The organism is Rubripirellula obstinata (assembly GCF_001642955.1).
Lineage (GTDB): Bacteria > Planctomycetota > Planctomycetia > Pirellulales > Pirellulaceae > Rubripirellula > Rubripirellula obstinata.
The window spans coordinates 1-22,440 of the sequence record NZ_LWSK01000033.1 but is presented as its reverse complement, the minus strand read 5'-3'; the positions used below and the strand labels follow the sequence as shown (position 1 = coordinate 22,440).

Genomic DNA, 22,440 nt, shown 5'->3' with positions numbered 1-22,440 from the left:
ACGCACGACGGAAGCGTCATCAAATAAAGGTCGATGGGATGCCCGCAGTTTTCTTCGCTTTGCTATTTTTAGCATTTGGCTTCTGTGTGGGCAGCTCGGATGTTGCTGCGGACTCGATGACCGACGGCCTGGTTAACGGCAATGCGGACCTGATCGCAGCCCAGTCTGCCGTCGCTGGTTTCCAAAGGAATCCTGATCAACTGCATCTACTTCGGCTGATCAATGTCACGATGGCTCATCAGCAATCGGCCAATGTGGTGTTGAAAGATCTACAGACTCAACAAACTCAGTTGCAACTGGATCTAAGCAGGCTCGATCAAGGTCAGATCGATGAATCGCCGCCCTATTCGATCTTGCTTTTTGATCGACTGACCGATTCAATCACCCGCAACGAAGTGAAACGCGAATCGCTCGAAGAGTCACTGCTGTCAGCACGCGGCGCGGTCGAACGCGCCAGTGGTGATGTGGCGGATCGACAGCGATCCATCAACCAAATCAGCGAATCTGATTCCGCTCTTTTTGCAAACCTAATCAGGACAGCGGAGTCCGAACTGCGATTGGCTCAGGAAACACTGATCCTGCGAAGACAAGAACTTGCGACCCGGCAGACCGAATACTCGATCAACCGTCTGGAATCGCGTTTCCTAAAAGGCAAACGAGATTTAATCTCCCCGTCGGTCGTTTTCAACAAAGAAACGATCGACGCGAAAACCAAACAACTCGATTCACGAGAAACCGAGATTCGCCAGAAGGCAGACTCAATTCAGTCCGACATTCAAACAGCCGAGCGGCTTTGGATGGACGCTCGGCAAAAGCTTGGCACGACTGCGTCACCAACCGCAGAACTGGTCGCGGAAGTTGACGCATTAAAGACTGCTCTGGAAACGCTTCGCATCGCCGGCGGCGTCAACCACCAGCGGATCGTGCGTTTGCCGATCATGCGTCAGTACTGGCTTCGGCGATATCACTTGGTCACCGGCCAATCCACTCGCCCAGATAGACAGGCTTGGTTGGTCGAAACAAATGAACAGATCGAGCAGTTCGATCGAGAACGTCGGTCGCGTGAATTGGCTTTGCGAGAAACAACGTCGGCATTGGCATCGGCCACAACCCAGACGCAAGAACAGGATTTACAGAGCGAGGAAATTCATCAGTGGCTGACGCGAATGACCGATTCGCTTAGCCAGCAGAGTGATCTGCACAACCGAGCCATCATCGGGATCGATAGCGGCAGACGAGCGCTAACGCGTTTGCAATTCGAGTTGGAAGGCGGCCCATCGCGCAGCCTGCAGGAATGGGCGGCCGACGGTTGGGCGGCGATTCGGCGATGCTGGAATTACGAACTGACCCGAATCGAAGACACATCGCTGACCGTCGGTCGAGTGCTTAGCAGTTTGCTGTTCATCATCTTTGGGTACTTCGCCGCTGGATTGATTAGCGGCTTGATCGCTAGGCGTCTTCCAAAACTTGGCGTTAACCCTGCTGCCGCCCATGCAATCGAGTCGCTGTCGTTTTATGCACTCGTGATCGCGTTTGGAATGACGTCGCTGCGATACGCCAACGTGCCGTTGACGGTATTCACATTCTTGGGTGGTGCAGTCGCGATCGGCGTTGGATTTGGAAGCCAGAACATCCTCAATAACTTCATCAGCGGTCTGATTCTATTGGTCGAGCGACCGATCAAGGTGGGAGACTTGATCCTGATTGATGATACGCACGGCACCGTGACTCAAATCGGCGCTCGCAGCACGCAGGTCCGTACGGGTGACAACTTGGACATCATCGTTCCCAACAGCAAGTTCCTGGAAAACAATGTCGTGAACCTAACGCGGCTTGATGATCGACTTCGTACATCGATCAAGATTCAGGTCGCCTACGGGTCATCGCTGGACCATGTGATGTCTCTGTTGAAACAGGCGGCGATCGGGACGCCGGGCGTTCATTCGGAACCTGAACCGTTTGTGTGGTTCAACGAGTTTGGGGAAGAGTCGCTAGAGTTCGAGGTCAATTTTTGGCTGAGCGTGCGATCGGTCACTCAGCGCAGGGACTGCGAAACGTTGGTCCGACTTTCGATTGATCGCATCTTCCGAGAACACGGCGTATCGATTGAACTACCGCGTCCGGACATGCAATTGTCATCGTCCACGCCGATTGAACTTCACATGGTCGCGGCTGCAGAAGACGCGCCCAACACGATTCCCCTGACACAAGTCAGGGACCGGGCAAGATCCCGCCGTGAGGTACAAGGCGGCAAGACCAAGCCGCGAGCGGCGGGATGAGGAAATGCACCAAACGGTTTGCAGAAGATGACTGAGTTTGCTGGGGTCCAGGCTTTACAGAAAGTCTAGCCTAGAAACGTTATCAATGCTGCGCTACCCAGCCAATCTAGCCGCGGAGCGGTGAAAGCCCTTTGCCGGGTGCGCAGCACCCGGATCATGCCGCCCCCATGTTTGTCTCAGCCTCGATCGATCGGCGGCTTTGCCGCCGATCGATCGAGGCTGAGAGGGTTGTTTTTTGCTTCGTATCCGGGTGCTGACGCACCCGGCACCGAGCTGTCGTTAGGACAGTCGGAACAATAAATGGCGGGACAATTGGTAGCGAAAGTCGCCAAGACTTTCGGTTTGTCGAGTTGCCGAAACTCTTGGCGAGTTTCGCTACGCCAGTTGTTGTTCCGACGCTCTCTTCAGACGCTCTTACTCACAGGTGGAATCGCGAGAGCATCACGTGTGAGTATGAGCGGCTAAAGCCTGGACTCCAACGGTGCGGGCTGCAAACTGTCAGTTGCACTTCATTGCTACGCCGGCCCCATGCCGATGGCTCGACGCCAAGCACTGATTTGGCCCATGTGAATCATGAAGTGACCGCCAACGTAAAAGCCGTGCATGGCTCCGGTGGTTGGAAACTTCTTGCGCATGACTTCGTTGGAATTCTCCGTCAGGAAAATAGTGTCGTCGGACTGTTCCAATGCGTCGGCGACCGCGGTGTAGCCTTCAATCAGAACGCGACGTAGCTCATCGGCCGACGGATACAGCTTTTGATCGGAATCGTCTTGGCAAGTCGCGTCTTTAGAGAACAACGCGTCGTAGGATTCCGGCGGCCCGATTGCGGAGGCGTCTTGGCCCAGGTCGGCCAAAATCTTCGGCGCATACAGACTCAAGTGGCCACACACGAATGCGGGATGGTTTGATTTGATCTGGCCGTTACCGACTTTTGCGAAGGCTCCGAACTTTTCGGCGGGCACATCACCGAGCAGTCGCTCCGCGTATCCGAGCCCCAAACGGGCGGAAGCGGCGATCATGGGACCAATGTTCTTTGTCATTTGAGATTTTTCATCGAGGTAAAAACGAAATCAAGCACAATGCCAGCTTGTGTGGTTCACGGTATTCTAAGCGAGTTCCCGTTTAAGCATATTCCCCGCGTCCCCAGTTTTAAAACCATGCTGAAACACTTTCCATCCGCCGTCGCTTGCGTAAGCCTGTGCGTTTTCAATGTCATTGGCCCCAACGCCACCGGCCAAGAAGCAGCCCACCAATCAAACACCATGAACTATCCCGAAACCGCGACGGTCCCTGTTATCGATGACTACTTTGGCCGCAAAGTGGCCGATCCCTATCGATGGCTCGAAGACACCGAAAGCGAAGCAACCGCGGCTTGGATCGAAGCACAGAACGAGCTGACCGACCAGTACCTGGAATCGATCCCCGAGCGTACTGCGATGCGAGAAAAGCTGGAACAGTTTTGGAATTACGAACGATTCGGAATCCCCAGTCGTCGTCGCGAACGTGTTTTCTATTCGCACAATGATGGGCTGCAAGATCAGAGCATTCTGTACAAGGCGGATTCGTTGGACGCACCGCGACAAGTTTTGATCGATCCCAACACGCTTAGCGAAGACGGCACCGTTGCACTGGCGGGCACAGCGTTGAGTGACGACGGGCGGTTGATCGCTTACGGGATTGCCGACGGCGGCAGCGATTGGCGAACCTGGAAAGTTCGCGACGTTGAAACCGGTCAGGATTTGGAAGACGAAGTGCGTTGGGTCAAGTTCAGCGGCATCGCTTGGAAAAAGGACGGCAGCGGATTCTTTTACGGTCGTTACGAGCCACCCGCCGACGGTGAACTGCTAACGGGAACCAACGAAAACCAAGAACTGTACTTTCACCGCATCGGCGATCCGCAATCCAGCGACACGCTGATTCTAAAGCGGCCCGATCATCCCAAATGGGGATTCAGCCCCGAGGTCACTGACGATGGGCGTTACCTGATCATCAATAATTGGCAGGGCAGCGAACCAAAGTCGCAGTTGTTTTACAAAGACCTGACCGACGACGATTCTCAGGTAACCCCGCTGATCACCGGTTTTGATGCCGAGTACGAATTCATCGCGTCTGATGGTTCTACGTTTTTCGTGATGACGGACGCTGATGCCGATCGCCGCCGATTGATTGCGGTTCCCGCCCAAGCGGAAGATCGATCGGCATGGACCGAAGTGATCCCTCAAACCGATGACGTCTTGCAAACAGTCAGCCTGTTTGGCAATACGTTCTACGCTGATTACTTGAAAGACGCTCGAGCCAAAGTGACTCGTCACAAGATCGACGGCGAATTGATCGATGAACTGGCACTGCCGGGCGTCGGTTCGGTCGGCGGGTTTGGTGGTGACCGTGATTCGACCGATACCTTTTTCTCGTTTTCCAACTACGTCACGCCAACGTCGATCTATCGAGTTGATTTGACCACCGGCAAAACCAGTTTGTGGCGGCAACCCGAAGTCGCGTTTGATGTTGATCAGTTTGTGACCGAACAAATGTTTTGCACCAGCAAAGACGGAACCAAGGTGCCGATGATCGTGACCCGGCGAAAGGATTCTGTCTTGGGCGGATCCAATCCGACGCTTCTGTACGGTTACGGCGGATTCAATATCTCGATCACGCCTTCGTTTTCACCAGCGACGGCGGCTTGGATCGATTCAGGCGGCATCTACGCGGTCGTCAATCTTCGCGGCGGCGGTGAATACGGTCGTCAGTGGCATGAGGACGGCATGCGGCTAAAGAAACAGAACGTGTTCGACGATTGCATTGCTGCCGCGGAACTGTTGATCGAAAAGCAGTACACTCGCAGCGAGCACTTGGCTTTGTCGGGTCGCAGCAACGGTGGATTGTTGGTCGGTGCCGTCATGACTCAGCGACCCGACTTGTTCGCCGCATGCTTGCCGGGTGTCGGCGTGATGGACATGCTGCGGTATCACAAGTTCACGATCGGTTGGGCGTGGGCGGCTGAATTTGGCAGCAGCGATGAAGAAGATCAGATCGACAACTTGCTGTCGTATTCACCGCTACACAATTTGAAACCTGGCACCTGTTACCCAGCCACGATGGTGATCACGGCCGACCGTGATGATCGCGTCGTACCGGGACACAGTTTCAAGTTCGCCGCCGCGCTGCAAGCCGCTCAAGCGAAAACATGTCCGCACCCAACGTTGATTCGAGTCGAAACACGAGCAGGTCACGGCGCGGGAACCCCGATCAGCAAGAAGATCGAAGAGTACGCGGATTGCTGGGCGTTCCTGATCGACAACCTGCGATGATTGCTCGAGCAGTTTCAGAGTTAAAGTAGGCCGGAACAAGCGGAGCGCAGTTCCGGCAATCCAAAGATTTACAATGCAATTGCCGGAACTGCGCTCCGCTTGTTCCGGCCTACGTCGCCCCGCCCCTATTCACACCTAAGACACGATGCTTCAATCGCCCGCCGAAACACCTTACGACCTTCACTTTCCCGTGCTTGGTTTTCCCGTTCGCGTTTCGGCATGGTTTTGGCTGGGGGCGTTATTCTTTGGGTTTTCGCTGGCCAGAGGACTGGATCGTTTGTTCGAGGACGGCAGTCCGGGCGTCTTACCGCTGTTATTGATGTGGATGGCGTGTTTGCTGGTGTCGATCGTGGTCCACGAACTGGGTCACGCATTAGCATTTCGCCGTTTTGGCATTGAATCGTCGATCGTTCTGTACCACTTTGGCGGTCTAGCGATCCCGGAACGGTCGAGTGATTTTCGAGGCCGCAGTGCGTCGTCGCTCTCGCCGATCGAAGACATGATTGTGGGTTTGTCGGGACCACTTTTGCAGATGGCATCGGGGTTGTTGTTGTGGGCGATCATCAAGGTTTCGGGTTACGGTTTAAGCTTTACCGGTTACTACCCAATGTCGATTTGGCCGTTTGATTTGATCCCGGGTTTTACGTCTGGAAATTCAATCGATCGACCGATTCTTTACGCGGTAACCGTGTTCTATTTGTTCCCAAGCTTCCTTTGGGCGCTTTTAAATTTGATTCCTGTGTTACCGCTTGATGGTGGTCGCATTTGCAGCGCATTGGTGCGGTTGAACAACGGACCGATGTCGTTGTCATTTAAGATCAGCTTGGCCACGGCTTGTCTTGTCGCGTTTTACGCATACAGCAACGGCGACACTTACTTGGCGATGATGTTTGCGTTGTTCGGATACAACAACTATCAGATGTTGGATCAGTACGGTGGTCGTCGCTTTTAAAGCATCACGAACGACCAAGTTGTCATTGCGGCGTATCAAAAAAAAATGTTTTTGCAACCACTTTTTTGGCAAAAAGATGTTGCGAAATTTCAAGAAGCACGTACAGTTACGCGCAGTTTACAGATTGAAAGCAATTCAATTAACGATGTTGGACATCAAATGAATTGTGTTCAATCAATTTTTGACGATTGGTGAGCCGTGGCCGGTGACTTCCAACACAAGTTTTTTAACCTGTTGAAAGTCTCGAGGACTCACTGACGTTTCTTTCCCTAGCGGAGGAAAACATGGCCAAGAAGAAAGCCAAGAAGAAAGTTGCAAAGAAAGCAACAAAGAAGAAGGTTGCTAAGAAGAAGGTAGTCAAGAAGAAGGCTACTAAGAAGAAAGCAACTAAGAAGAAGGTTGCTAAGAAGAAGGCAACCAAGAAAAAAGCAACTAAGAAGAAAGCTGTGAAGAAGAAGGCAGCTAAGAAAAAGGTTGCTAAGAAGAAAGCTACCAAGAAGCGTGCGACCAAGAAGAAGGCCGCTAAAAAGCGCCGCTAGTTCACGTTTCAAGTCGCAGTAACACGTTTCTGCGAACTGCTACCTAACAAATCAAGCCGCAGCGGAACTTCTCCGATGCGGCTTTTTTCGTTGCTGCATTTAATCTCGTTAACACAGGAAATTCTAGCGTCAAAGCCTGGGAACGAGGACGTGCCAAAAGTAGGCCGTAGCGAGTGAAGCGAGTTACGGCAGGGATGCAAAATGCCGTAACTCGCTTTACTCGCTACGGCCTACATCTACACCTACATCTTAGGCAATGTCTTGCGGGCTCCGACTGCCGGGGCGTGAAGGCGAGGCGAAACCGCAAATACGCGCGACACGCGAGATCGGCTCTAAAGCGTTGGCAAACTGGGTTTTGCGGGTGCCTGAGCCGTTTTGGCGGACAAATTTCGGATCAACGCCTTGGTGATGGCATCAACCGGAGCCCGTGACTGATCATTTTCGGCAAGGACTTCAGCCAAACGGCCTTCATCACCCGCGATGCGAAGCGTGATGTCGATGGGAAGCGTTCCCAGGAATGCCACGTCTTTCTCCTCGGCCCTTTCACGAGCACCACCGCGACCGAAAATGTCGTACGTCTTTCCGTTGTCGGGACAAAGGAAACCGCTCATGTTTTCGACCATTCCCAAGATCGGAATCTTTACCTTGCGGAACATGCTGATCGCTTTGATCGCGTCAAGTAACGCGACTTCTTGCGGCGTGCAAACGATGACCGAACCGGCGATCGGAATCGCTTGCGAAAGTGTCAGTGCGACATCGCCGGTGCCCGGTGGCATGTCGATGACTAAATAATCGAGTTCGCCCCAATCGGTTTCGCCCAAGAATTGATTGATCGACCCGTGCAACATCGGGCCTCGCCAAATGACGGCTTGATCAGGTTCAACTAAAAAGCCCATCGACATCACTGGCATGCCACCAACCGTCTTGATCGGTTCGATGCGTTTGGATTCCGTGATCGCTGGACGACCATCCAAGCCCAACAATTGCGGAATGCTGGGACCGTAAACGTCGGCGTCCATCAATCCAACTTTGGAACCGAATTTTTGCAGCGACAACGCGATCGATGCGGCCACGGTGCTCTTACCGACGCCGCCTTTACCACTGCCGACAACAATCACACTCTTCACCTTCAAACCGGCTTGTCCCATCCTGGCCGCCATTCGGCGGAACTCAACCACATCGACCTTGATGTCGGTTCCTGGGAAAGCTGTCACGATCTTGGACGACACTGCATCAGCGACTTCGTCGGCAATCGCCGCTGAATGAGAAGTCAAACCAAGTTTGACCGTGATCGATTTCTGTTCGACTTGGATATCAACGATCTGATCTGTTTTGCCGATCGGACGTCCGGTTTCGGGGTCGGGATGGTCGGCGATCGATTCACGGACAGCGGCGACGGATAATTCAGGCATGGAAATCAAGCTTTGGTGAGGCGGAACAGCAAATTCACTGATCCCTACTTTAAGCCGCCGTCAAAGCTTGCGAAGTGGGCTTGAATCAGCGGTCCAAACTTCGGCAAGTCCTCGGGATGCCGCAGGAACACCGAAACACCGATTTCCGCCAACGCCAATTCACCCGCACGGCTCAGACGATCACATGCAACGATGGGCAAAACACCGCTGCCCAAAGTCAAATTGGAATGATTCGCAAGCAAGATAACCTGGTCTAAAACCGTCAACACATCTTCGTGCTGAAAGTGCCATAACAGCACACTTGGGTTGCCGCTGCGAACCAACGACGCCACCGATTCACGCCCCTGCAACAGCGAAATCGATCGGATGCTGGGTACCGATCCAGCGGGCGTCATCGCTGGTGCGAACCGGAAAGCGACATCGACAAACCGATTTTGATCGTCACAGATCAGCCATGGACAAAGCGAAACCTGGCCGCTGATTGCTTCCGATGGGTCTGCCGCAGTCACGGTGTTTCGCCGATTTTACGAAGCAACCGTGCGCGACTGATTCCCAACCGACGCGCCGCTTCGGCTCGGTTACCGCCGGTGGAATCCAACGTTTGATCAATCAGACGTTGTTCAAAACTGGCAACGGCCTTATCCAAATCCACCGCAGCATGCTTTGCGATTAACAGTGGGTCGCCGGGACGATAAGAACGAATCGCCAATGGCAAATCCGCTGGACCGATCGCGTCACTGGTGGCCGAACGCGCGGCGTGACGAATCGAATGATCCAGTTCATCAAACTGCCCTGGCCAAGGATAAATTACCATCGCATCCAGTGCCGCGCGGTTAAAACGATCCGCTTTCGTTTCACCGGCCGCTCGACGACGATCCAACAATGCGGATGCCATCACCGAAAGGTCTTCCACTCGATCCGAAAGCGAACCAATCGGAATCACGCAGGCACAAAACAGATCAATCAGCGGTTCAGACAAACCGTGGGCTTGAGTTTCGGCCCAGTTCAATTTGCCTGGATCAGAATCACGATCTTGACTGCCATTCAAATCTTGACCATCCGCAGTTTGGCTAAGCCCGATCAATCGCAAACGACCCGAAAATTGTTGGTGCCAATACGCCAACCGAACCTGTGCATCGACTGGCATTTGTTCCAGGTCGCGTATGATCGCTGAGCCAAAAATTTCCGCTGAATCGGCCAGCGAGCTAGACGTTGAACTGGTCAGTGAATTTGTAAGCGGTGAAAGGGTCGCGTCCAGCAGTTCGCTGTCCATCAACGGGCCATCAACGACGATCGACGACTCATCGATCATCCCCTTTGCAATTCGCTCGCTGCCACAACCACGTGGTCCAACCAGCAACACATCCGTGCGTGCCAAAGACGCGACGTGCAACCGATGACGCAACCGCCGAGCGATCGTCGAGTCACCCGCGGTAACGATCGATGCTTGCTTGGATGACATTTTTCGCCAGTTGTCGATACGCTGGCGGATCGCAACGGCGTCTTGAACCTCGACATCAACCGCCCGGTCGTCAAAGGCACCGGCCACGCCAAAGATCAGCGCGTCATCATTGTCACCGACGCAAAAGAATCTTGCCTCGGTTGTCGCCACGGACTTTGTTACTGACGATCCTTGCAGCGCACCGATCCGCAGCGACGCCGTGCCTCGTTTTTCCAAACCAGGTGGCGGCGATAACATGGCGGCGATTTGATCAAGCGGATCGTCCGACACCGGCGAACCGGCAACGCAGCGGCGTCCAAGCAATTGCTCGGGCGAAACGTCTAGCCAGTCCTGAATACCGCCGGACAAATAGACCAGCGTGCCATCAGGACCGATCACCCAAAACCGAGCGTCGCTGGAATCCAACAGCCGCGATAGTGGCCGAATTTTCGTACCGCTCATGCACCATCGCTCCATTGCCGACGAACTGTTCCGAAACGTTTAGTAACGAACGGAAAACAATTGTCGTAGCTGATCCCGCCAGGGTTCAGTCGAGCTTAGGCAGATCGAAAACTGAACCCTGGCGGGATCAGCTACGTTCTAACACAGGTTCCTAGCCGACCTCAGTTTAAAACACGTCCAGCATAAAGTGGTGGCCGGAGTGGTAACGGCGACTGCTTGGATAAAAGTTGTGCCACTTACGATTGTAGACCGGAATCCGCATTTCTTGGGGATAGCGATGGTACAAACTATCGCTACTCTTGAAATGGTCTTGCCCCTGGAAATTGTGGGGGTAATAGACATAGGGATAGTGGTAAAAGCGGTTCCAATCACGCGTATCGGCCTGCCCGCCCCAGTTTTGGCCGTAGGCGCGTTGGCCTTGTTGTTGCCCACCTTGCTGATAACCATAGCCTCCCTGTGCGGAAGCGGTTTCGGCGGTCAGGGCAAGGCCAGCAGCCAACAGGGCGGCCATCACCAATGGTTGTATTTGTGGTCGATTCATGTGAGCGTCCCCCCTTTCGAGACACACGTCAAAACGTCTTTGCAAAACAGCGTACCGGATCTATCGGCACAATCAGTCGTATCGGTTGAGCCGTTCAGGGTGACATTCTGCGGCAAAAATTCCTCCGGTGACCATCATCACAACTAATTCAGACGCTCCGAGCACCAATTTGACTTCTCAAGTCCTGGGCAAGACGCCTATCATGCAGCCAGAAATCGAATTACCGCCTAGACTTTAATAAATCCGATGAATCTCTGCCTAATAGATCTGCTGATATGAATCCAGCCCTTTTGAACGCCCCCATCCCGGCGATTGCCCTGGCAGCCGTCATTTTAGCTGGCACCGTGACCCCATCGATCGCGTGCCCGTTTTGCAGCGCCGTCTCGCAAACCCTGCGGCAAGAAATGGAGGTCATGGACGCGGTCGTGATTGCTTCTTGCACTCAAAGCGACGTGACCCGCAATCACAGCACCGGCGAGACCACGATGCGGATTGAAAAGGTCTTGATGGGCGACGACCACATCAAAGTCGGCGACGAAGTGACAGCGGTTTACTACGGTGAAGTCGCCGTCGGTCGCCGCTTCATGCTGTCCGGCGTGGACCCGCCGGATTTACAGTGGTCATGTTTGCCGGTGACCGAGCGAGGCGAAGCCTACGTTATCAAAGTTGCGGAACTCGCCGACGCTGACCCCGCCGAGCGACTGCGTTACTATGACGACTTCCTTCAAGACGAAGAAACCATGCTGGCGCGTGATGCCTATGACGAGTTTGCGATCGCTCCGTACAGCGTGATGAAGGAATTGCATGACCACATGGATCACGATCAATTAGTCGAATGGATTAGCGATCCCGAATTGTCGAGCGATCGAAAACGTTTGTTCCTGACGATGCTGGGCATTTGCGGAAACAAAGACGACTTACCGATGCTGGAAAAAATGCTTCGCAGCACCAAAAAGAGCACTCGCGGTGGCTTGGATGCATTGATCGCTTGTTACTTGACGCTCGCCGGCGAAGACGGTCTGCCGCTGATTGACGAGCTTTTCCTGAACAACAAAAGCGCTCCGTATGCCGACACTTATGCCGCGATCATGGCGGTTCGATTTCACGGAACCGAAGGGGAAGTGATCCAGCGAAGCGCGTTGGTGGAATCGCTGCATTATGTTCTCGATCGCAAGGACTTGGCCGACCTGGTGATTCCAGACTTGGCGCGGTGGGAAGACTGGACACAGATCGATCGACTGACGGATCTGTTTCTGAAATCGGATCCCGACAACAATTGGATTCGCGTCCCCGTGATCAACTATTTGCGAGCTTGTCCTTTGGATAAAGCGAAGGAAGCGATCGCCAAACTAGAAAAAGTCGATCCAGAAAGTGTCAAACGAGCCAACACCTTCTTTTCGATTCCCGTTCCCGCACGCGACGACAACACTCAACCCGCTGACAGCGATGCTTCTGCGACGTCCAATCCCGACCATTCGATTGCTTCAGTGATCGCGGCCCCCGCGGCGGTCGCGATGACGCCAGGTGTCAAATTGGCGTCGGCTGTACCGCTAAAAGGGCCTCAAATGGGCGTCGTTGCCGGTACCAGCATGCTGATGGGGCGTCGCAATGTCGCGGCGGTGGACCAACCCGATCGATTAGCGAACCTACTGCAGCTTGGTTTCGTAATAGCCGTCGCGATTAGTACTTTGATGATCGCCCAGTTTTTACTATTAACCGGCGGCACGCTTCCACAGCAGGAAACCGCATCGGCCATGAATGAGAATACTTGATGTCCGCAAATACTGAAATTGAACCCCGTCCAAACTCGACGACGGCATCTTCGACTGCTGAATCGTCAACGACTGCATCGTCAACGACTGGTCAAACCAGTGAGATGTTGAGCGGCGGGTTGTCGGCTGGGTTGTCATCATCGGGGACCGATACGGCGGAATTTCCATACAAGGCCATCAGCCGCGGTGCTGTCGTGGCGATCGTGATGGCGGTTCTGGCGATCCCTGGATTGATCTCCGAATTCGCTCCCTTGTTGGCTCTTTGCATTTTGGGAGTCATTGGCGCAATCTTCGCCTTGCGATCGATTCGTCGTTACCCGGAAGAGTTCAGTGGTCGAGGACTCGCGATGGCGGGACTGGTGGTCAATGCTGTGTTGCTGTTTGGCGGCGTCGGCATGCATGTTTACACGTACATGACCGAAGTACCCGACGGGTACACTCGCGTCAAATTTTACGAGCTTCAACAGGAATCGCTCGGAAACAATGTTCAGGGGCCGACCGAGAAGGCGATTGAGGTTCATGACCAGGACATATTCTTGAAGGGATACATCCATCCATCCTCCGGCAGCGGACTGCTAAAGCACTTCATCCTGGTCCCCGATTTGGGAACTTGCTGTTTTGGCGGGCAACCCGAAAGCAGCGATATGGTCGAAGTCACGCTTTCGGGCGGTCAATCCACGGTCGCCAATTTGCGAAAGAAAAAACTAGCCGGGAAATTCCGGGTCAACCAAGCGCCGCAATCGCTCACTGATTTCGACAATGCGGTTTTCTACCGACTGCGTGCCGACCAGATCAAATAATCTGGCTGCACTAAGTAGGCCGGAACAAGCTTAGCGCAGTTCCGGCAATCCAATGTAGAGTCATGCAATTGCCGGAACTGCGCCGAAGCGGCTTGTTCCGGCCTACAAGGGCTACAAAAATCAACGAATAAATCGTTCTAGCGATCAAATTGCGTTAGGCAATACAATACGACCGTTCGAGTTAAACGTCGCCGACGATCCATCACGACGATCCATCCCAACGATCCATCATTGATTGCTCATGCTTTCCACTTGCGTCCACACCCGAATCCTGATCGGATTCCTGGCGATCACGTTTGCCTCGACCACGATCGTTTTCGCGGATGAAACAGAAACTCGCGAGAAAGTTGCCGACCGTAGCAGCAGCGCCGCGTCGAAAGCCAAGGGCGAAATCAATTTTGATGACCTGGTATTTGACATCGAAAAAGATCAGGCATTCGACAAGTCCCAACTAAACGAGGATGTCAAATCCTTGGTTGGCAAGAAAGTCAAACTACGCGGCTATATCTTGCCAGCAACCTTGTACAAGGAAAAAGGGATCGAGCAATTTGTCTTAGTCCGCGACAACCAAGAATGTTGCTTTGGACCGGGCGCGGCTCTCTTCGATTGCGTCTGGATCGACATGGTGCCTGGCAAGACGACCGACTTTGTGACTCGCCCCGTCACAGTCGAAGGCAAGTTCGAGATCGATACCGAAACCTACAAGTACCCCGACGGTGCCGGTCCCAAAGGTGCATCCCACTTTGCGATTTTTCGCATCAAGGGAATTTCGGTCAAATGATCATGGCCGCGCGAGTTGTTCTTACGCTCCCGGCGTCCAACCCGGACGCGGCGTCGCATGAACTTCAGCCGGCTTTTCTTCTCGTAGCTTTTCGATCTTTTGACCAAACTCGGTGACGCGTTCTTTCGTTGTCAAAGGATGCAGCGTCACGCGAAAGCTTTTGGTTTCGCCACCGGCAAGTTCTACCACCCTGCCCTGTTCCTGCTCGAATTGGCGAACGTTTGGATAGTTCGTTGCTGGTTCCATCCCGACCACGTAGCCATCAGAAATCGCGGCGGTGTTTTTCCACAAGATGAATCTTGGCAAACCGGTCACGTTAAAGCTGACCGCCATGCCGCTTTCTTGATCCGCTGATCGTAACATGGTGGTCGTGACATTGTTTTCATCGGCTTGCAACCGAGCAAAGTAAACACGTTCGGCGAAACCGTCTTGGGGTGGACCAACCTGATTCCAAGTTTCAATTTCACTCGCCGACAAAGCATCCTTGGGTGCCAACGATTCTATCGCAGCTTCCACAACAGCACCCTCGGTCAAAACCGGGGTTCCGACGTTGATGTGATACAGCAATTGCATGCTGGCTGGCCCTGCCAAATCGTTGGTCACATCATCCAACAATTCCACATCGTCGCTGCCGGCGTGAAAACGGATTCGACTTCGCAATCGCAACCGCTTAAAAAACAAACGCGATTCAACCATTTCGCCGATCACTTCCAAACGACCCGACGCTTCGTCGTATTCAATCGACAGACCCGCCGCGGGCGTTCCCGCGATGCGACCGTGCAATGGATAAACAAGTTGACCGTTGTCATCGAACTGGGGCGCACCGTTGCTTTCCAAACCACAACGAACAACCAGTTCATCGAAACCTTCTAACCAACCCAGACCGCTTGGATCGAAAGTCGGAACATGATCTGGGTGAATGGGTCCGGCAACGGGCGACTGCCACGCAAAATCGATTCCGCTTGATCGCATTCGCCAGATCGACATGCCTCGCGTCGGCAGGATCATGGTCGTTGTCTCGCCGGTATCGACTTCAAGCACTTCGACGCCATCACTGGCACCGCCGACGAACTTTCCATATCGCGTTTTGATCATGCCCGAACGAGTTTCGACCTGCATCGTCAAAGAAGACGATTCATCCCATTGGATGTTTTCATGTCGAGGACCAAGAACACGTTGTGTCAGAGTTTTTGTTGGCATTGAAAAAGTCGCAAAAGTGTGAGAATCGTTGGGTGGCCTGCAAAGATGCTGAGTAGGTTGTTTTGCAAACAGCCAGCCCTTACAACAGATAGACAACGCACCTATCGGTCGACTGGTTAGCATATTTCACGCCACAAGAACCTTCTATACCACAGAGACACAACAGCCATGAGCAATGTGAAGTTGGACGACGGCCTAATCAAAGGCGACAGCGTTGGCTCGATCCTTGAATCCGCCATGAACGCCGGCGACGGGTTGCTAAGGCTGACGCCGACATGGGTTCCGCGATCATTCCTGCACCCCGGACGACGAATCAAGTTGCATCCCGGCGACTACTATCGATTCGGAGCCGATCGCGGCGGGATCGACGAACGTTGGTTTGGCAGCACGACCGAAGCCGCCAATGAAGGTCGCGTCTGGCACGAAGGCCTCAGCATGTGCAGCTTCGACGGCAATAAGTTCCTGCTTCGCGATGCGGTCGCCGAATCCGGTAACGCTTTGGTCGGCGAAGCAATCTTCAGCAAGTATCAAAAGTGGCCTGTCTATTCCAAGTTCTTTGACAACATGGGCCCGATCCCGCATCACATGCACCAATCGTTCGAGGATGCGAAACTGGTCGGTCAAGAAGGGAAACCGGAAAGCTATTATTTCCCGCCTCAACTGAACAACGTGGACAACAATTTTTCATACACGTTCATGGGTTTGGAACCGGGCACGCAGAAATCAGATGTACGTCGCTGCCTTGAAAACTGGAACGAAGGCGACAACGGCATTCTGGATCTTAGCCGCGCCTACCGACTCAAACGTGGTACCGGCTGGTTGATCCCGCCAGGCGTGTTGCATGCACCGGGTTCGCTTTGCACGTACGAACCGCAATGGGGCAGCGATGTGTTTGGGATGTATCAGTCGATTGTCGAAGGCCGGTATGTTCCCTGGTCGTTGCTGGTCAAGGATATGCCCGAAGAGAAACACCAAGACCTTGACTTCATCGTCGATCAATTGGACTGGGACAAAAACGTTGACACTCATTTTAAAAACAGCAACTACCTGGAACCCGTTCGCGATGAAAACCGCAGCGGCGATGGCTACGAAGACCTTTGGATTGTTTACGGCACCGTTGACGGCGAACAATTGTTCAGCGCAAAAGAGTTAACAATTCAGCCTGGTGCAAAATGCATGTTGAAGGATCCCGGTGCCAGCAGTTGGATCACGGTTCAGGGTCGCGGACGAATTGGTTCGCTCGATTTGCAAACCCCTGCCATGATTCGATTTGGTGCGGAAACCACCGATGAAGTCTTCATCACCCATACTGCGGCGACGGCGGGCGTCGAAATTGAAAACACCGGCACCGAACCTTTGGTTGGATTACGTTACTTTGGACCCAACGTGCATGATGATTTGCCGAAGGCTGGTTCGTAGTGTTTCGTCCGCGCCAGTATTTTGCAGAGATGTGCATTGGGTGAATTGATGTAGGCCGGAACAAGCGGAGCGAAGTTCCGGCAATCCAACACTCAGCAATGCAATTGCCGGAACTTCGCTCCGCTTGTTCCGGCCTACGTCGCTCCGACTAAGTTATCTTCGACTCGCCGCAATCACCGTCTCAATGGAAACGAAACCATGACCGATCATCCAAACCAATTCCCGAAGCTTCACAATGCGGCTTGGCCAGGCGTGGTCGGTAAGGGTGGCGATGGGAACGAGCCACCGATCGACCTGGACACGATGCTGGATCTAACGGCTGCGGCCGAAGTCGATGGACGAAAATTCGACGGCGTTGATCTGTTCCTTTTTGATCCGCATGTTTCCATCGACGCGACCGACCAAGAACTTGAATCTCTGGCAGAGCAAGTTCGATCGCGTGACCTTGTCATCGGAACCGTTGTCGCGCCCGTTTGGCCACCGACCGATGGCGGTGCGGCGGGCGGCGATAGCGACGAAGTGGATGCTTATTTGAAACAAGTCCGAAAGGGTTGCACGATTGCGCAAAAGCTTCGGCAGATGGGCGTCCGACCAACGGGTGTCGTGCGGATCGATTCCGCGACCTCGGTCGAAGATTGGTCCAAGGCACCAGAAGAATGTCAATCAAAGATCGCCGACACGATGAAAGCCGCATGCGACATCGCCGAAGAATATGACGAGCGTTTGGCAGCGGAAGGCGAAATCTGCTGGGGCGGAATGCATAGCTGGAAGATGATGGTGGATTTGCTTCGCCGAGTCGGCCACCCGGAACGTCTGGGCTTTCAAGCCGACATGGCACACACGTTGTTGTACTTGGTCGGACACAACGCGCCCGATGATGCGATCTTGCCTGTGGATTTTGACTGGAGCGACAACGAGCAAAAGAAAGCTGCACTCAAAAAACTGACTCACTCACTGCGCGAGTGGACCATTGATTTTCACGTCGCACAAAACGACGCCACCGTTCACGGCACCGGCAGCCATGACAAGACCGGACGTCACTGTTTGCCTAATGACCCGAATGGCAAACTCAACATCGCCGAAGACGCTGGGTTCTGGTTGCGTGACGAACATGGCGACGTGCTAAAAACATGCCGCCACATTTGCTGGGACGGTTGCATGTTCCCCAACGAACAAATGATGAAGCCGGAAACCTGGAACAGCATCTTGGCGTCCATGCTGGCCGTCCAAGATGCCCACGGCTGGAACGAGTAAAGGTGTTTTGAGCGACACCTTCTCCAGTCAGTGGTTTACCTCCACCGCGCATAGGCTGTGAATAAATGAGCAATCCCAAAACTTGTACTTCAACTTTTTCTTAAACTTCAACTATCACGACGGAAGTTTAGGTTGAAGTTCAAGTTGACGTTTAAGGATGAGAAAACTTCACAGCCTAGCTGCGGGTGAGGTGAAAGATGACGAAACCTATCAAACCTATCAACTCGCGAGATCAAATTGCAGAAACCACTGAACATCGGACTGATCGGTTACGGCTTCATGGGCCGTACACACAGCAACGGCTACAAACGCGTCAACGACTTCTTTCCTGAACTAAAGCATCGCCCGGTTTTAAAAGCCGTCTGTGGACGCAGCCCGGAAAAATTGAAAGCGTTCGCCGATCAGTGGCAATACGAATCGACCGAAACAGATTGGCGTGAGCTGATCAAGCGAGATGACATCGACGCGATTGACATTGTCACGCCCAACAATTCACACGCGGAAATCGCGATTGCAGCAGCCGAAGCCGGAAAGATGATCCTTTGCGAAAAACCACTGGCGCTGAATCCGACCGAAGGCGAAGCGATGGTGGCGGCGGTTGAAAAAGCCGGTGTCGCAAATTCAGTCTGGTACAACTATCGCCGAGTGCCAGCGGTGACAATGGCAAAGCAGTTGATCGACGAAGGACGACTGGGACGCATCTTCCATTACCGAGCCAACTTCTTACAGGATTGGACGATTTCCGACGATGTACCTCAAGGCGGCGCGGCATTGTGGCGTTTGGATGCCGCCGCAGCCGGCAGCGGTGTGACCGGCGACCTGCTGGCGCACTGCATCGACACGGCAATCTGGCTCAACGGTTCGATCAGCAAGGTTTCAGGAATGACCGAAACGTTTGTCAAAGAACGAGTGCATACCGAAACAGGTAAGGTCCAACCGGTCAGCATCGACGATGCGTGTGCATTCCTATGCCGGTTTGAAAACGGGTCGCTCGGACTGTTCGAGTCCACTCGATACGCGCGAGGTCACAAAGCGCTTTACACGTTTGAAATCAATGGCGAGAACGCATCGATCCGATGGGACTTGCATGACCTGCACCGACTGGAATGGTTTGACCATGGCGACGAAGGCAAGCTTCGCGGTTGGCGTTCGATCCACGTCAGCGATCACGACGGCGAACAACCCTACATGGACCGTTGGTGGGTTCCCGGTTTGAATATCGGTTACGAACACACCTTCGTTCACCATGTCGCCGACTTCCTGAAATCACTCGACACCGGCGAAACCATGCACCCCAATTTCCGGGACGCTTTGGAAACGCAAGTCGTCTGCGACGCTGTTCTAAAAAGTGCCGCCGAGGAAAATTGGAAAGTCGTGTGAGGTTCGTTTTGAAACGTAGCTGATCCCGTCAGGGTTCAGTGCTGCCTCGACTGAACCCTGGCGGGATCAGCTACGATTTCGGGCAGACTCTAACCTCTAGCCAAGCCCTAGCAAATGTCTCAACATTGCCCACCAATGGACGGACAATTTCGCATCACCCGACGACTTCGCTTTCAACGATGCGAGAGCCCGACCGTTGTGTTGGAATTGAATGTCCTGACTGGTCTGCTTGGAAAACGCCTTCAGCCGATTTTTGGCTTCACCGATTTCTCGTAGCGACAACGACGGCAGTTTACCTTCCGATGAAACGTTCAGTGTCCCGTCGGCGGCCGTCGAAACAGTGATTTCAGCAACGACAGCATCGCCGTCTTTCTGTTGCAGTACCAAGTTGGCTTCGACTGTCGTGGTTGTTGGTGATCGGTGACGTGATTCCGGATCAGCCATTAGATTTCAGGTCACTGGTGCGGATCTTCACGATGCCGTTCAGAGTCCAATGAGCTTGTTTGACGTCGGCACCGCCAGTGCTGGCCGGAACGTGGACGTGCATGTTCTCGAATTCGTAACAGATCTCGGCATTGCGTCCTGTCAGAGCGTCGTAGAGTCCGGCCGCCAGTTCGGGCCAGGTGTTCGTTGCTTGATCGGTACTCATCGTTAATTTCTCGCTGTGTGTGGATCGCTTTGTCTGAAACGTCGTAACGAAGGAACTGACAAAATTGCCAACATCAATCCCTCGTTCATCCACTCTATGACCGCAGCAAGTCCTGGGTTTATCGCTGGGCCATTTCACTCTAACGTAGCTGGGCCCGCCAGGGTTCAGTTGGGAACATCGCCTGTGCGACTGAACCAAGCGCCGGGAAGGGTTTCTAAACTGTTTAACCGCGTGGGCATCGCCCCGCGCGCTTGGCCGCACGACGCGCGGGGCGATGCCCACGCGGCTTAACAAAACAGGCGGTTTTACCAGACAAAATCCCTTCACGGCGTTGAATATCGCCTGTGCGTCTGAACCCTGGCGGGCCCAGCTACGGGAAAAGCGGCAAGTTATTTCGCCACAGTTCCTATGGACTTATTGCCATCGTGGTGGCAACTCTTCACCGCTTTCGATATCAGTTGGATAGTTCGCATTGTTGCTGGTTAGATGATTGATCAGCTTCTCAGCCATCGCCGCGGCTTTTTCGGGATACTTGCCAACCAGGTTGGACCTCTCGCCAATATCTTCGCTCAAATCGTAAAGCTCCCATGTCTTCGTGGCATAGAAGTAGATGAGCTTCCAATTGTTTTCGCGTACAGACGATTCAGGCCCACTGTGTGCCCAGAAGTTAGGCTCGTGCCAGAAGAAAAGATCTGGTCGAACATCTTGCCCCTTGCCTGCAAGCAGGTCTGTGATGTCGTAGCCATCCAGAACGTCTGGGTTGGGATGCTCGGTCCCGGCCAGACGAAGCAGGGTCGGCATCCAATCTTGGTGAATGAAAGGGCGGTCATCGACACGCCCGGGCGCAAGCGGCATTCGTTGCTGGTACGCCAGCGAATTGTCTTGCTCTCCCCACGCAATCAAATTTGGAACACGGTGCCCGCCTTCGTAGGCGTCGTTCTTTGATCCCTTTAGCGGCGCGTTACTCCAAAGGCTGCCGTTATCCGCGGTCCAGATAACGAGCGTGTTCTTGGCCACGCCAAGTTCCTTTAGTTGCGTCATCACGTCGCCCAGGCTCTTGTCGGCACCTTCCACCAAGGTTGCGTAGGCTCGATCACGTCCAGTCAGGTTTGGGTAATTCTGGCTGAAACGCTTGTCTTCCAGAATGGGCGTATGCACCGCGTAGTGCGACAGATACAGAAAGAATGGTTTGTCATCTTGAACCGCTTCACGGATCTCCGCTTTGGCCTCAAGCGTTAGGGCCTCGCTGAGATGCACCTGTTCGCCACCGCGATCGACGTGATACGCATCGTTGCCCCCGAAATCTTTGCCAACCGGCGAACCATAGTGATTGGCGTAATGAATGCGATCGAAATCGAGATTCCTAGGGTCGCCCGCAAACTTATCCCCGTCTCCGAAGTGAGCCTTTCCGATGCAAATCGTGCGGTAACCGGATTTCTTTAACAGAGCAGGCAGCACGGTATCATCTTTCTGGATACCGTCATTATCCTGTACCGCCGATCGCATCGTCTTTGAGTTAACGCCAGGCGTACCAATGATGAACGTCGTCCCGTGTCGAACTGGATTCTGTCCAGTCAAGATAGAAATTCGCGAAGCGGTGCAAACGCTGCACGCGGTGTAAGCGGTGGTGAATTTCACTCCTTGCTTCGCCAGCTTTTCCATGTTGGGAGTACGAAAGCGGTCATTGAACTCGGTGCGGTTTTCCCACATCGGTTCAGAAGTATCCTGCCAGCCGTAATCATCCGTAATGAAGAAGACGATGTTGGGCTTACCTTCATCGGCAGCACGTAATGTTGTCGGCGCGATGGCGAAGCAAACCAAGGCAACCAGTGGAATCAAAAGTGAGCGGCACAATAAGTTCTTCATAGTGTTTCTGTCTTTAGATCTCGGACGTTAGCGGGCAAATGGAGCAGCCTCAAATTGTAACCTGAAAATCCTGAGGCCCGAATCAGCAAATTGGCCGTTGAATTGGATGAGTTCGCTGGCCACTAACACTTTGTCGCTCGTAGCCGCCGGGGCCATGCGAACAGAGAGAAGGAAAGAAAAGAGAAAGACGAAGAAAGGAAAGTTGCAGACGCCGGGAAACCGAGACTTAACATCCGCAACGACAGCCTCGCAGCCTGGAGGATTCCGATTCGCCAACATCCTGTTCATCAAGGCGGACATTCCAAGTCCCACTCAGGTCAATTGCATTGGCGTGGCCCAGCGAAGAACTGCAAACAATCAGCAGTAGGAAACTACACACAAGTCG

Annotated in this window: 19 protein-coding genes; 10 read left to right on the top strand and 9 right to left on the bottom strand. The window is 53.5% G+C overall.

Annotated elements, in window-relative coordinates:
* Nucleotides 1-38: 38 nt before the first annotated feature.
* Complete coding sequence (locus RC85_RS10490; RefSeq protein WP_068262181.1) at nt 39-2,279, top strand: mechanosensitive ion channel domain-containing protein; 2,241 nt, start codon at nt 39-41, stop codon at nt 2,277-2,279.
* A gap of 515 nt (nt 2,280-2,794) precedes the next feature.
* Here RC85_RS10490 and RC85_RS10485 read toward each other — a convergent pair.
* Nucleotides 2,795-3,319, bottom strand: coding sequence for a hypothetical protein (locus RC85_RS10485; RefSeq protein WP_068262180.1), 525 nt, complete (start codon nt 3,317-3,319; stop codon nt 2,795-2,797).
* A 117-nt stretch (nt 3,320-3,436) separates the two neighbouring features.
* Between RC85_RS10485 and RC85_RS10480 the strand changes: the two genes are divergently transcribed.
* The 3 genes from RC85_RS10480 to RC85_RS10470 all read left to right on the top strand — a co-directional run bounded on the left by RC85_RS10480 (nt 3,437) and on the right by RC85_RS10470 (nt 7,078).
* On the top strand, nt 3,437-5,587 hold the full coding sequence (locus RC85_RS10480) for a prolyl oligopeptidase family serine peptidase (RefSeq protein ID WP_084422552.1): 2,151 nt from the start codon (nt 3,437-3,439) through the stop codon (nt 5,585-5,587).
* Between the two features lie 145 nt (nt 5,588-5,732).
* Nucleotides 5,733-6,539, top strand: a complete 807-nt coding sequence (locus tag RC85_RS10475) for a site-2 protease family protein (protein ID WP_068262177.1) — start codon at nt 5,733-5,735, stop codon at nt 6,537-6,539.
* Between the two features lie 284 nt (nt 6,540-6,823).
* Nucleotides 6,824-7,078: a hypothetical protein gene (locus RC85_RS10470; protein ID WP_068262175.1), complete on the top strand. Its 255-nt coding sequence runs from the start codon at nt 6,824-6,826 to the stop codon at nt 7,076-7,078.
* A 332-nt stretch (nt 7,079-7,410) separates the two neighbouring features.
* Here the strand turns inward: RC85_RS10470 and RC85_RS10465 are convergent, their stop codons facing one another.
* From RC85_RS10465 to RC85_RS10450, 4 genes are all read right to left on the bottom strand, one after another.
* Complete coding sequence (locus tag RC85_RS10465) at nt 7,411-8,490, bottom strand: Mrp/NBP35 family ATP-binding protein (protein ID WP_068262173.1); 1,080 nt, start codon at nt 8,488-8,490, stop codon at nt 7,411-7,413.
* A 44-nt stretch (nt 8,491-8,534) separates the two neighbouring features.
* Nucleotides 8,535-8,999, bottom strand: coding sequence for a hypothetical protein (locus RC85_RS10460; RefSeq protein ID WP_068262171.1), 465 nt, complete (start codon nt 8,997-8,999; stop codon nt 8,535-8,537).
* Entirely contained in the window at nt 8,996-10,393 is a 1,398-nt protein-coding gene (locus RC85_RS10455) for a helix-turn-helix domain-containing protein (RefSeq protein WP_068262169.1), read from the bottom strand. The genes RC85_RS10460 and RC85_RS10455 overlap by 4 nt, the downstream gene beginning before the upstream one ends.
* Nucleotides 10,394-10,559: 166 nt before the next feature.
* Entirely contained in the window at nt 10,560-10,934 is a 375-nt protein-coding gene (locus RC85_RS10450; protein ID WP_068262167.1) for a calmodulin-binding protein, read from the bottom strand.
* Nucleotides 10,935-11,209: 275 nt separating this feature from the next.
* Between RC85_RS10450 and RC85_RS10445 the strand changes: the two genes are divergently transcribed.
* The 3 genes from RC85_RS10445 to RC85_RS10435 all read left to right on the top strand — a co-directional run bounded on the left by RC85_RS10445 (nt 11,210) and on the right by RC85_RS10435 (nt 14,287).
* A complete protein-coding gene (locus RC85_RS10445; protein ID WP_068262164.1) occupies nt 11,210-12,706 on the top strand; it encodes a hypothetical protein in 1,497 nt (498 codons plus the stop codon).
* Nucleotides 12,706-13,506 carry a DUF4190 domain-containing protein gene (locus tag RC85_RS10440; RefSeq protein ID WP_235033333.1) on the top strand — a complete coding sequence of 267 codons (801 nt, stop codon included), beginning with the start codon at nt 12,706-12,708 and terminating at the stop codon, nt 13,504-13,506. The genes RC85_RS10445 and RC85_RS10440 overlap by 1 nt, the downstream gene beginning before the upstream one ends.
* A 241-nt stretch (nt 13,507-13,747) precedes the next feature.
* Nucleotides 13,748-14,287, top strand: coding sequence for a DUF3299 domain-containing protein (locus RC85_RS10435; protein ID WP_084422550.1), 540 nt, complete (start codon nt 13,748-13,750; stop codon nt 14,285-14,287).
* A gap of 21 nt (nt 14,288-14,308) precedes the next feature.
* On the opposite strand, the gene RC85_RS10430 is transcribed toward RC85_RS10435, so the two are convergent.
* Nucleotides 14,309-15,487, bottom strand: a complete 1,179-nt coding sequence (locus RC85_RS10430) for an aldose 1-epimerase family protein (protein ID WP_068262161.1) — start codon at nt 15,485-15,487, stop codon at nt 14,309-14,311.
* Nucleotides 15,488-15,655: 168 nt separating this feature from the next.
* Here RC85_RS10430 and RC85_RS10425 point away from each other — a divergent pair, with 168 nt between their 5' ends.
* From RC85_RS10425 to RC85_RS10415, 3 genes are all read left to right on the top strand, one after another.
* Nucleotides 15,656-16,906, top strand: a complete 1,251-nt coding sequence (locus tag RC85_RS10425) for a cupin domain-containing protein (protein ID WP_068262155.1) — start codon at nt 15,656-15,658, stop codon at nt 16,904-16,906.
* 198 nt (nt 16,907-17,104) lie between these two features.
* On the top strand, nt 17,105-18,160 hold the full coding sequence (locus RC85_RS10420; RefSeq protein WP_068262153.1) for a sugar phosphate isomerase/epimerase family protein: 1,056 nt from the start codon (nt 17,105-17,107) through the stop codon (nt 18,158-18,160).
* A 237-nt stretch (nt 18,161-18,397) separates the two neighbouring features.
* The gene (locus tag RC85_RS10415; RefSeq protein ID WP_084422549.1) at nt 18,398-19,540 is read left to right on the top strand and encodes a Gfo/Idh/MocA family protein; all 1,143 of its coding nucleotides are present in this window, start codon (nt 18,398-18,400) and stop codon (nt 19,538-19,540) included.
* A gap of 96 nt (nt 19,541-19,636) precedes the next feature.
* On the opposite strand, the gene RC85_RS10410 is transcribed toward RC85_RS10415, so the two are convergent.
* From RC85_RS10410 to RC85_RS10400, 3 genes are all read right to left on the bottom strand, one after another.
* A complete protein-coding gene (locus RC85_RS10410; RefSeq protein ID WP_068262150.1) occupies nt 19,637-19,984 on the bottom strand; it encodes a hypothetical protein in 348 nt (115 codons plus the stop codon).
* A complete protein-coding gene (locus tag RC85_RS10405) occupies nt 19,977-20,189 on the bottom strand; it encodes a hypothetical protein (protein ID WP_068262251.1) in 213 nt (70 codons plus the stop codon). The genes RC85_RS10410 and RC85_RS10405 overlap by 8 nt, the downstream gene beginning before the upstream one ends.
* Nucleotides 20,190-20,603: 414 nt before the next feature.
* Complete coding sequence (locus RC85_RS10400) at nt 20,604-22,055, bottom strand: sulfatase (RefSeq protein WP_068262149.1); 1,452 nt, start codon at nt 22,053-22,055, stop codon at nt 20,604-20,606.
* Nucleotides 22,056-22,440: the final 385 nt, after the last annotated feature.

What these genes read in the sequence shown, in the direction of transcription:
- RC85_RS10490 (WP_068262181.1), top strand. Translation starts at nt 39, where the DNA reads ATGCCCGCAGTTTTCTTCGCTTTGCTATTTTTAGCATTTGGCTTCTGT.
- RC85_RS10485 (WP_068262180.1), bottom strand. Translation starts at nt 3,319, where the DNA reads ATGACAAAGAACATTGGTCCCATGATCGCCGCTTCCGCCCGTTTGGGG.
- RC85_RS10480 (WP_084422552.1), top strand. Translation starts at nt 3,437, where the DNA reads ATGCTGAAACACTTTCCATCCGCCGTCGCTTGCGTAAGCCTGTGCGTT.
- RC85_RS10475 (WP_068262177.1), top strand. Translation starts at nt 5,733, where the DNA reads ATGCTTCAATCGCCCGCCGAAACACCTTACGACCTTCACTTTCCCGTG.
- RC85_RS10470 (WP_068262175.1), top strand. Translation starts at nt 6,824, where the DNA reads ATGGCCAAGAAGAAAGCCAAGAAGAAAGTTGCAAAGAAAGCAACAAAG.
- RC85_RS10465 (WP_068262173.1), bottom strand. Translation starts at nt 8,490, where the DNA reads ATGCCTGAATTATCCGTCGCCGCTGTCCGTGAATCGATCGCCGACCAT.
- RC85_RS10455 (WP_068262169.1), bottom strand. Translation starts at nt 10,393, where the DNA reads ATGAGCGGTACGAAAATTCGGCCACTATCGCGGCTGTTGGATTCCAGC.
- RC85_RS10450 (WP_068262167.1), bottom strand. Translation starts at nt 10,934, where the DNA reads ATGAATCGACCACAAATACAACCATTGGTGATGGCCGCCCTGTTGGCT.
- RC85_RS10445 (WP_068262164.1), top strand. Translation starts at nt 11,210, where the DNA reads ATGAATCCAGCCCTTTTGAACGCCCCCATCCCGGCGATTGCCCTGGCA.
- RC85_RS10440 (WP_235033333.1), top strand. Translation starts at nt 12,706, where the DNA reads ATGTCCGCAAATACTGAAATTGAACCCCGTCCAAACTCGACGACGGCA.
- RC85_RS10435 (WP_084422550.1), top strand. Translation starts at nt 13,748, where the DNA reads ATGCTTTCCACTTGCGTCCACACCCGAATCCTGATCGGATTCCTGGCG.
- RC85_RS10430 (WP_068262161.1), bottom strand. Translation starts at nt 15,487, where the DNA reads ATGCCAACAAAAACTCTGACACAACGTGTTCTTGGTCCTCGACATGAA.
- RC85_RS10425 (WP_068262155.1), top strand. Translation starts at nt 15,656, where the DNA reads ATGAGCAATGTGAAGTTGGACGACGGCCTAATCAAAGGCGACAGCGTT.
- RC85_RS10420 (WP_068262153.1), top strand. Translation starts at nt 17,105, where the DNA reads ATGACCGATCATCCAAACCAATTCCCGAAGCTTCACAATGCGGCTTGG.
- RC85_RS10410 (WP_068262150.1), bottom strand. Translation starts at nt 19,984, where the DNA reads ATGGCTGATCCGGAATCACGTCACCGATCACCAACAACCACGACAGTC.
- RC85_RS10405 (WP_068262251.1), bottom strand. Translation starts at nt 20,189, where the DNA reads ATGAGTACCGATCAAGCAACGAACACCTGGCCCGAACTGGCGGCCGGA.
- RC85_RS10400 (WP_068262149.1), bottom strand. Translation starts at nt 22,055, where the DNA reads ATGAAGAACTTATTGTGCCGCTCACTTTTGATTCCACTGGTTGCCTTG.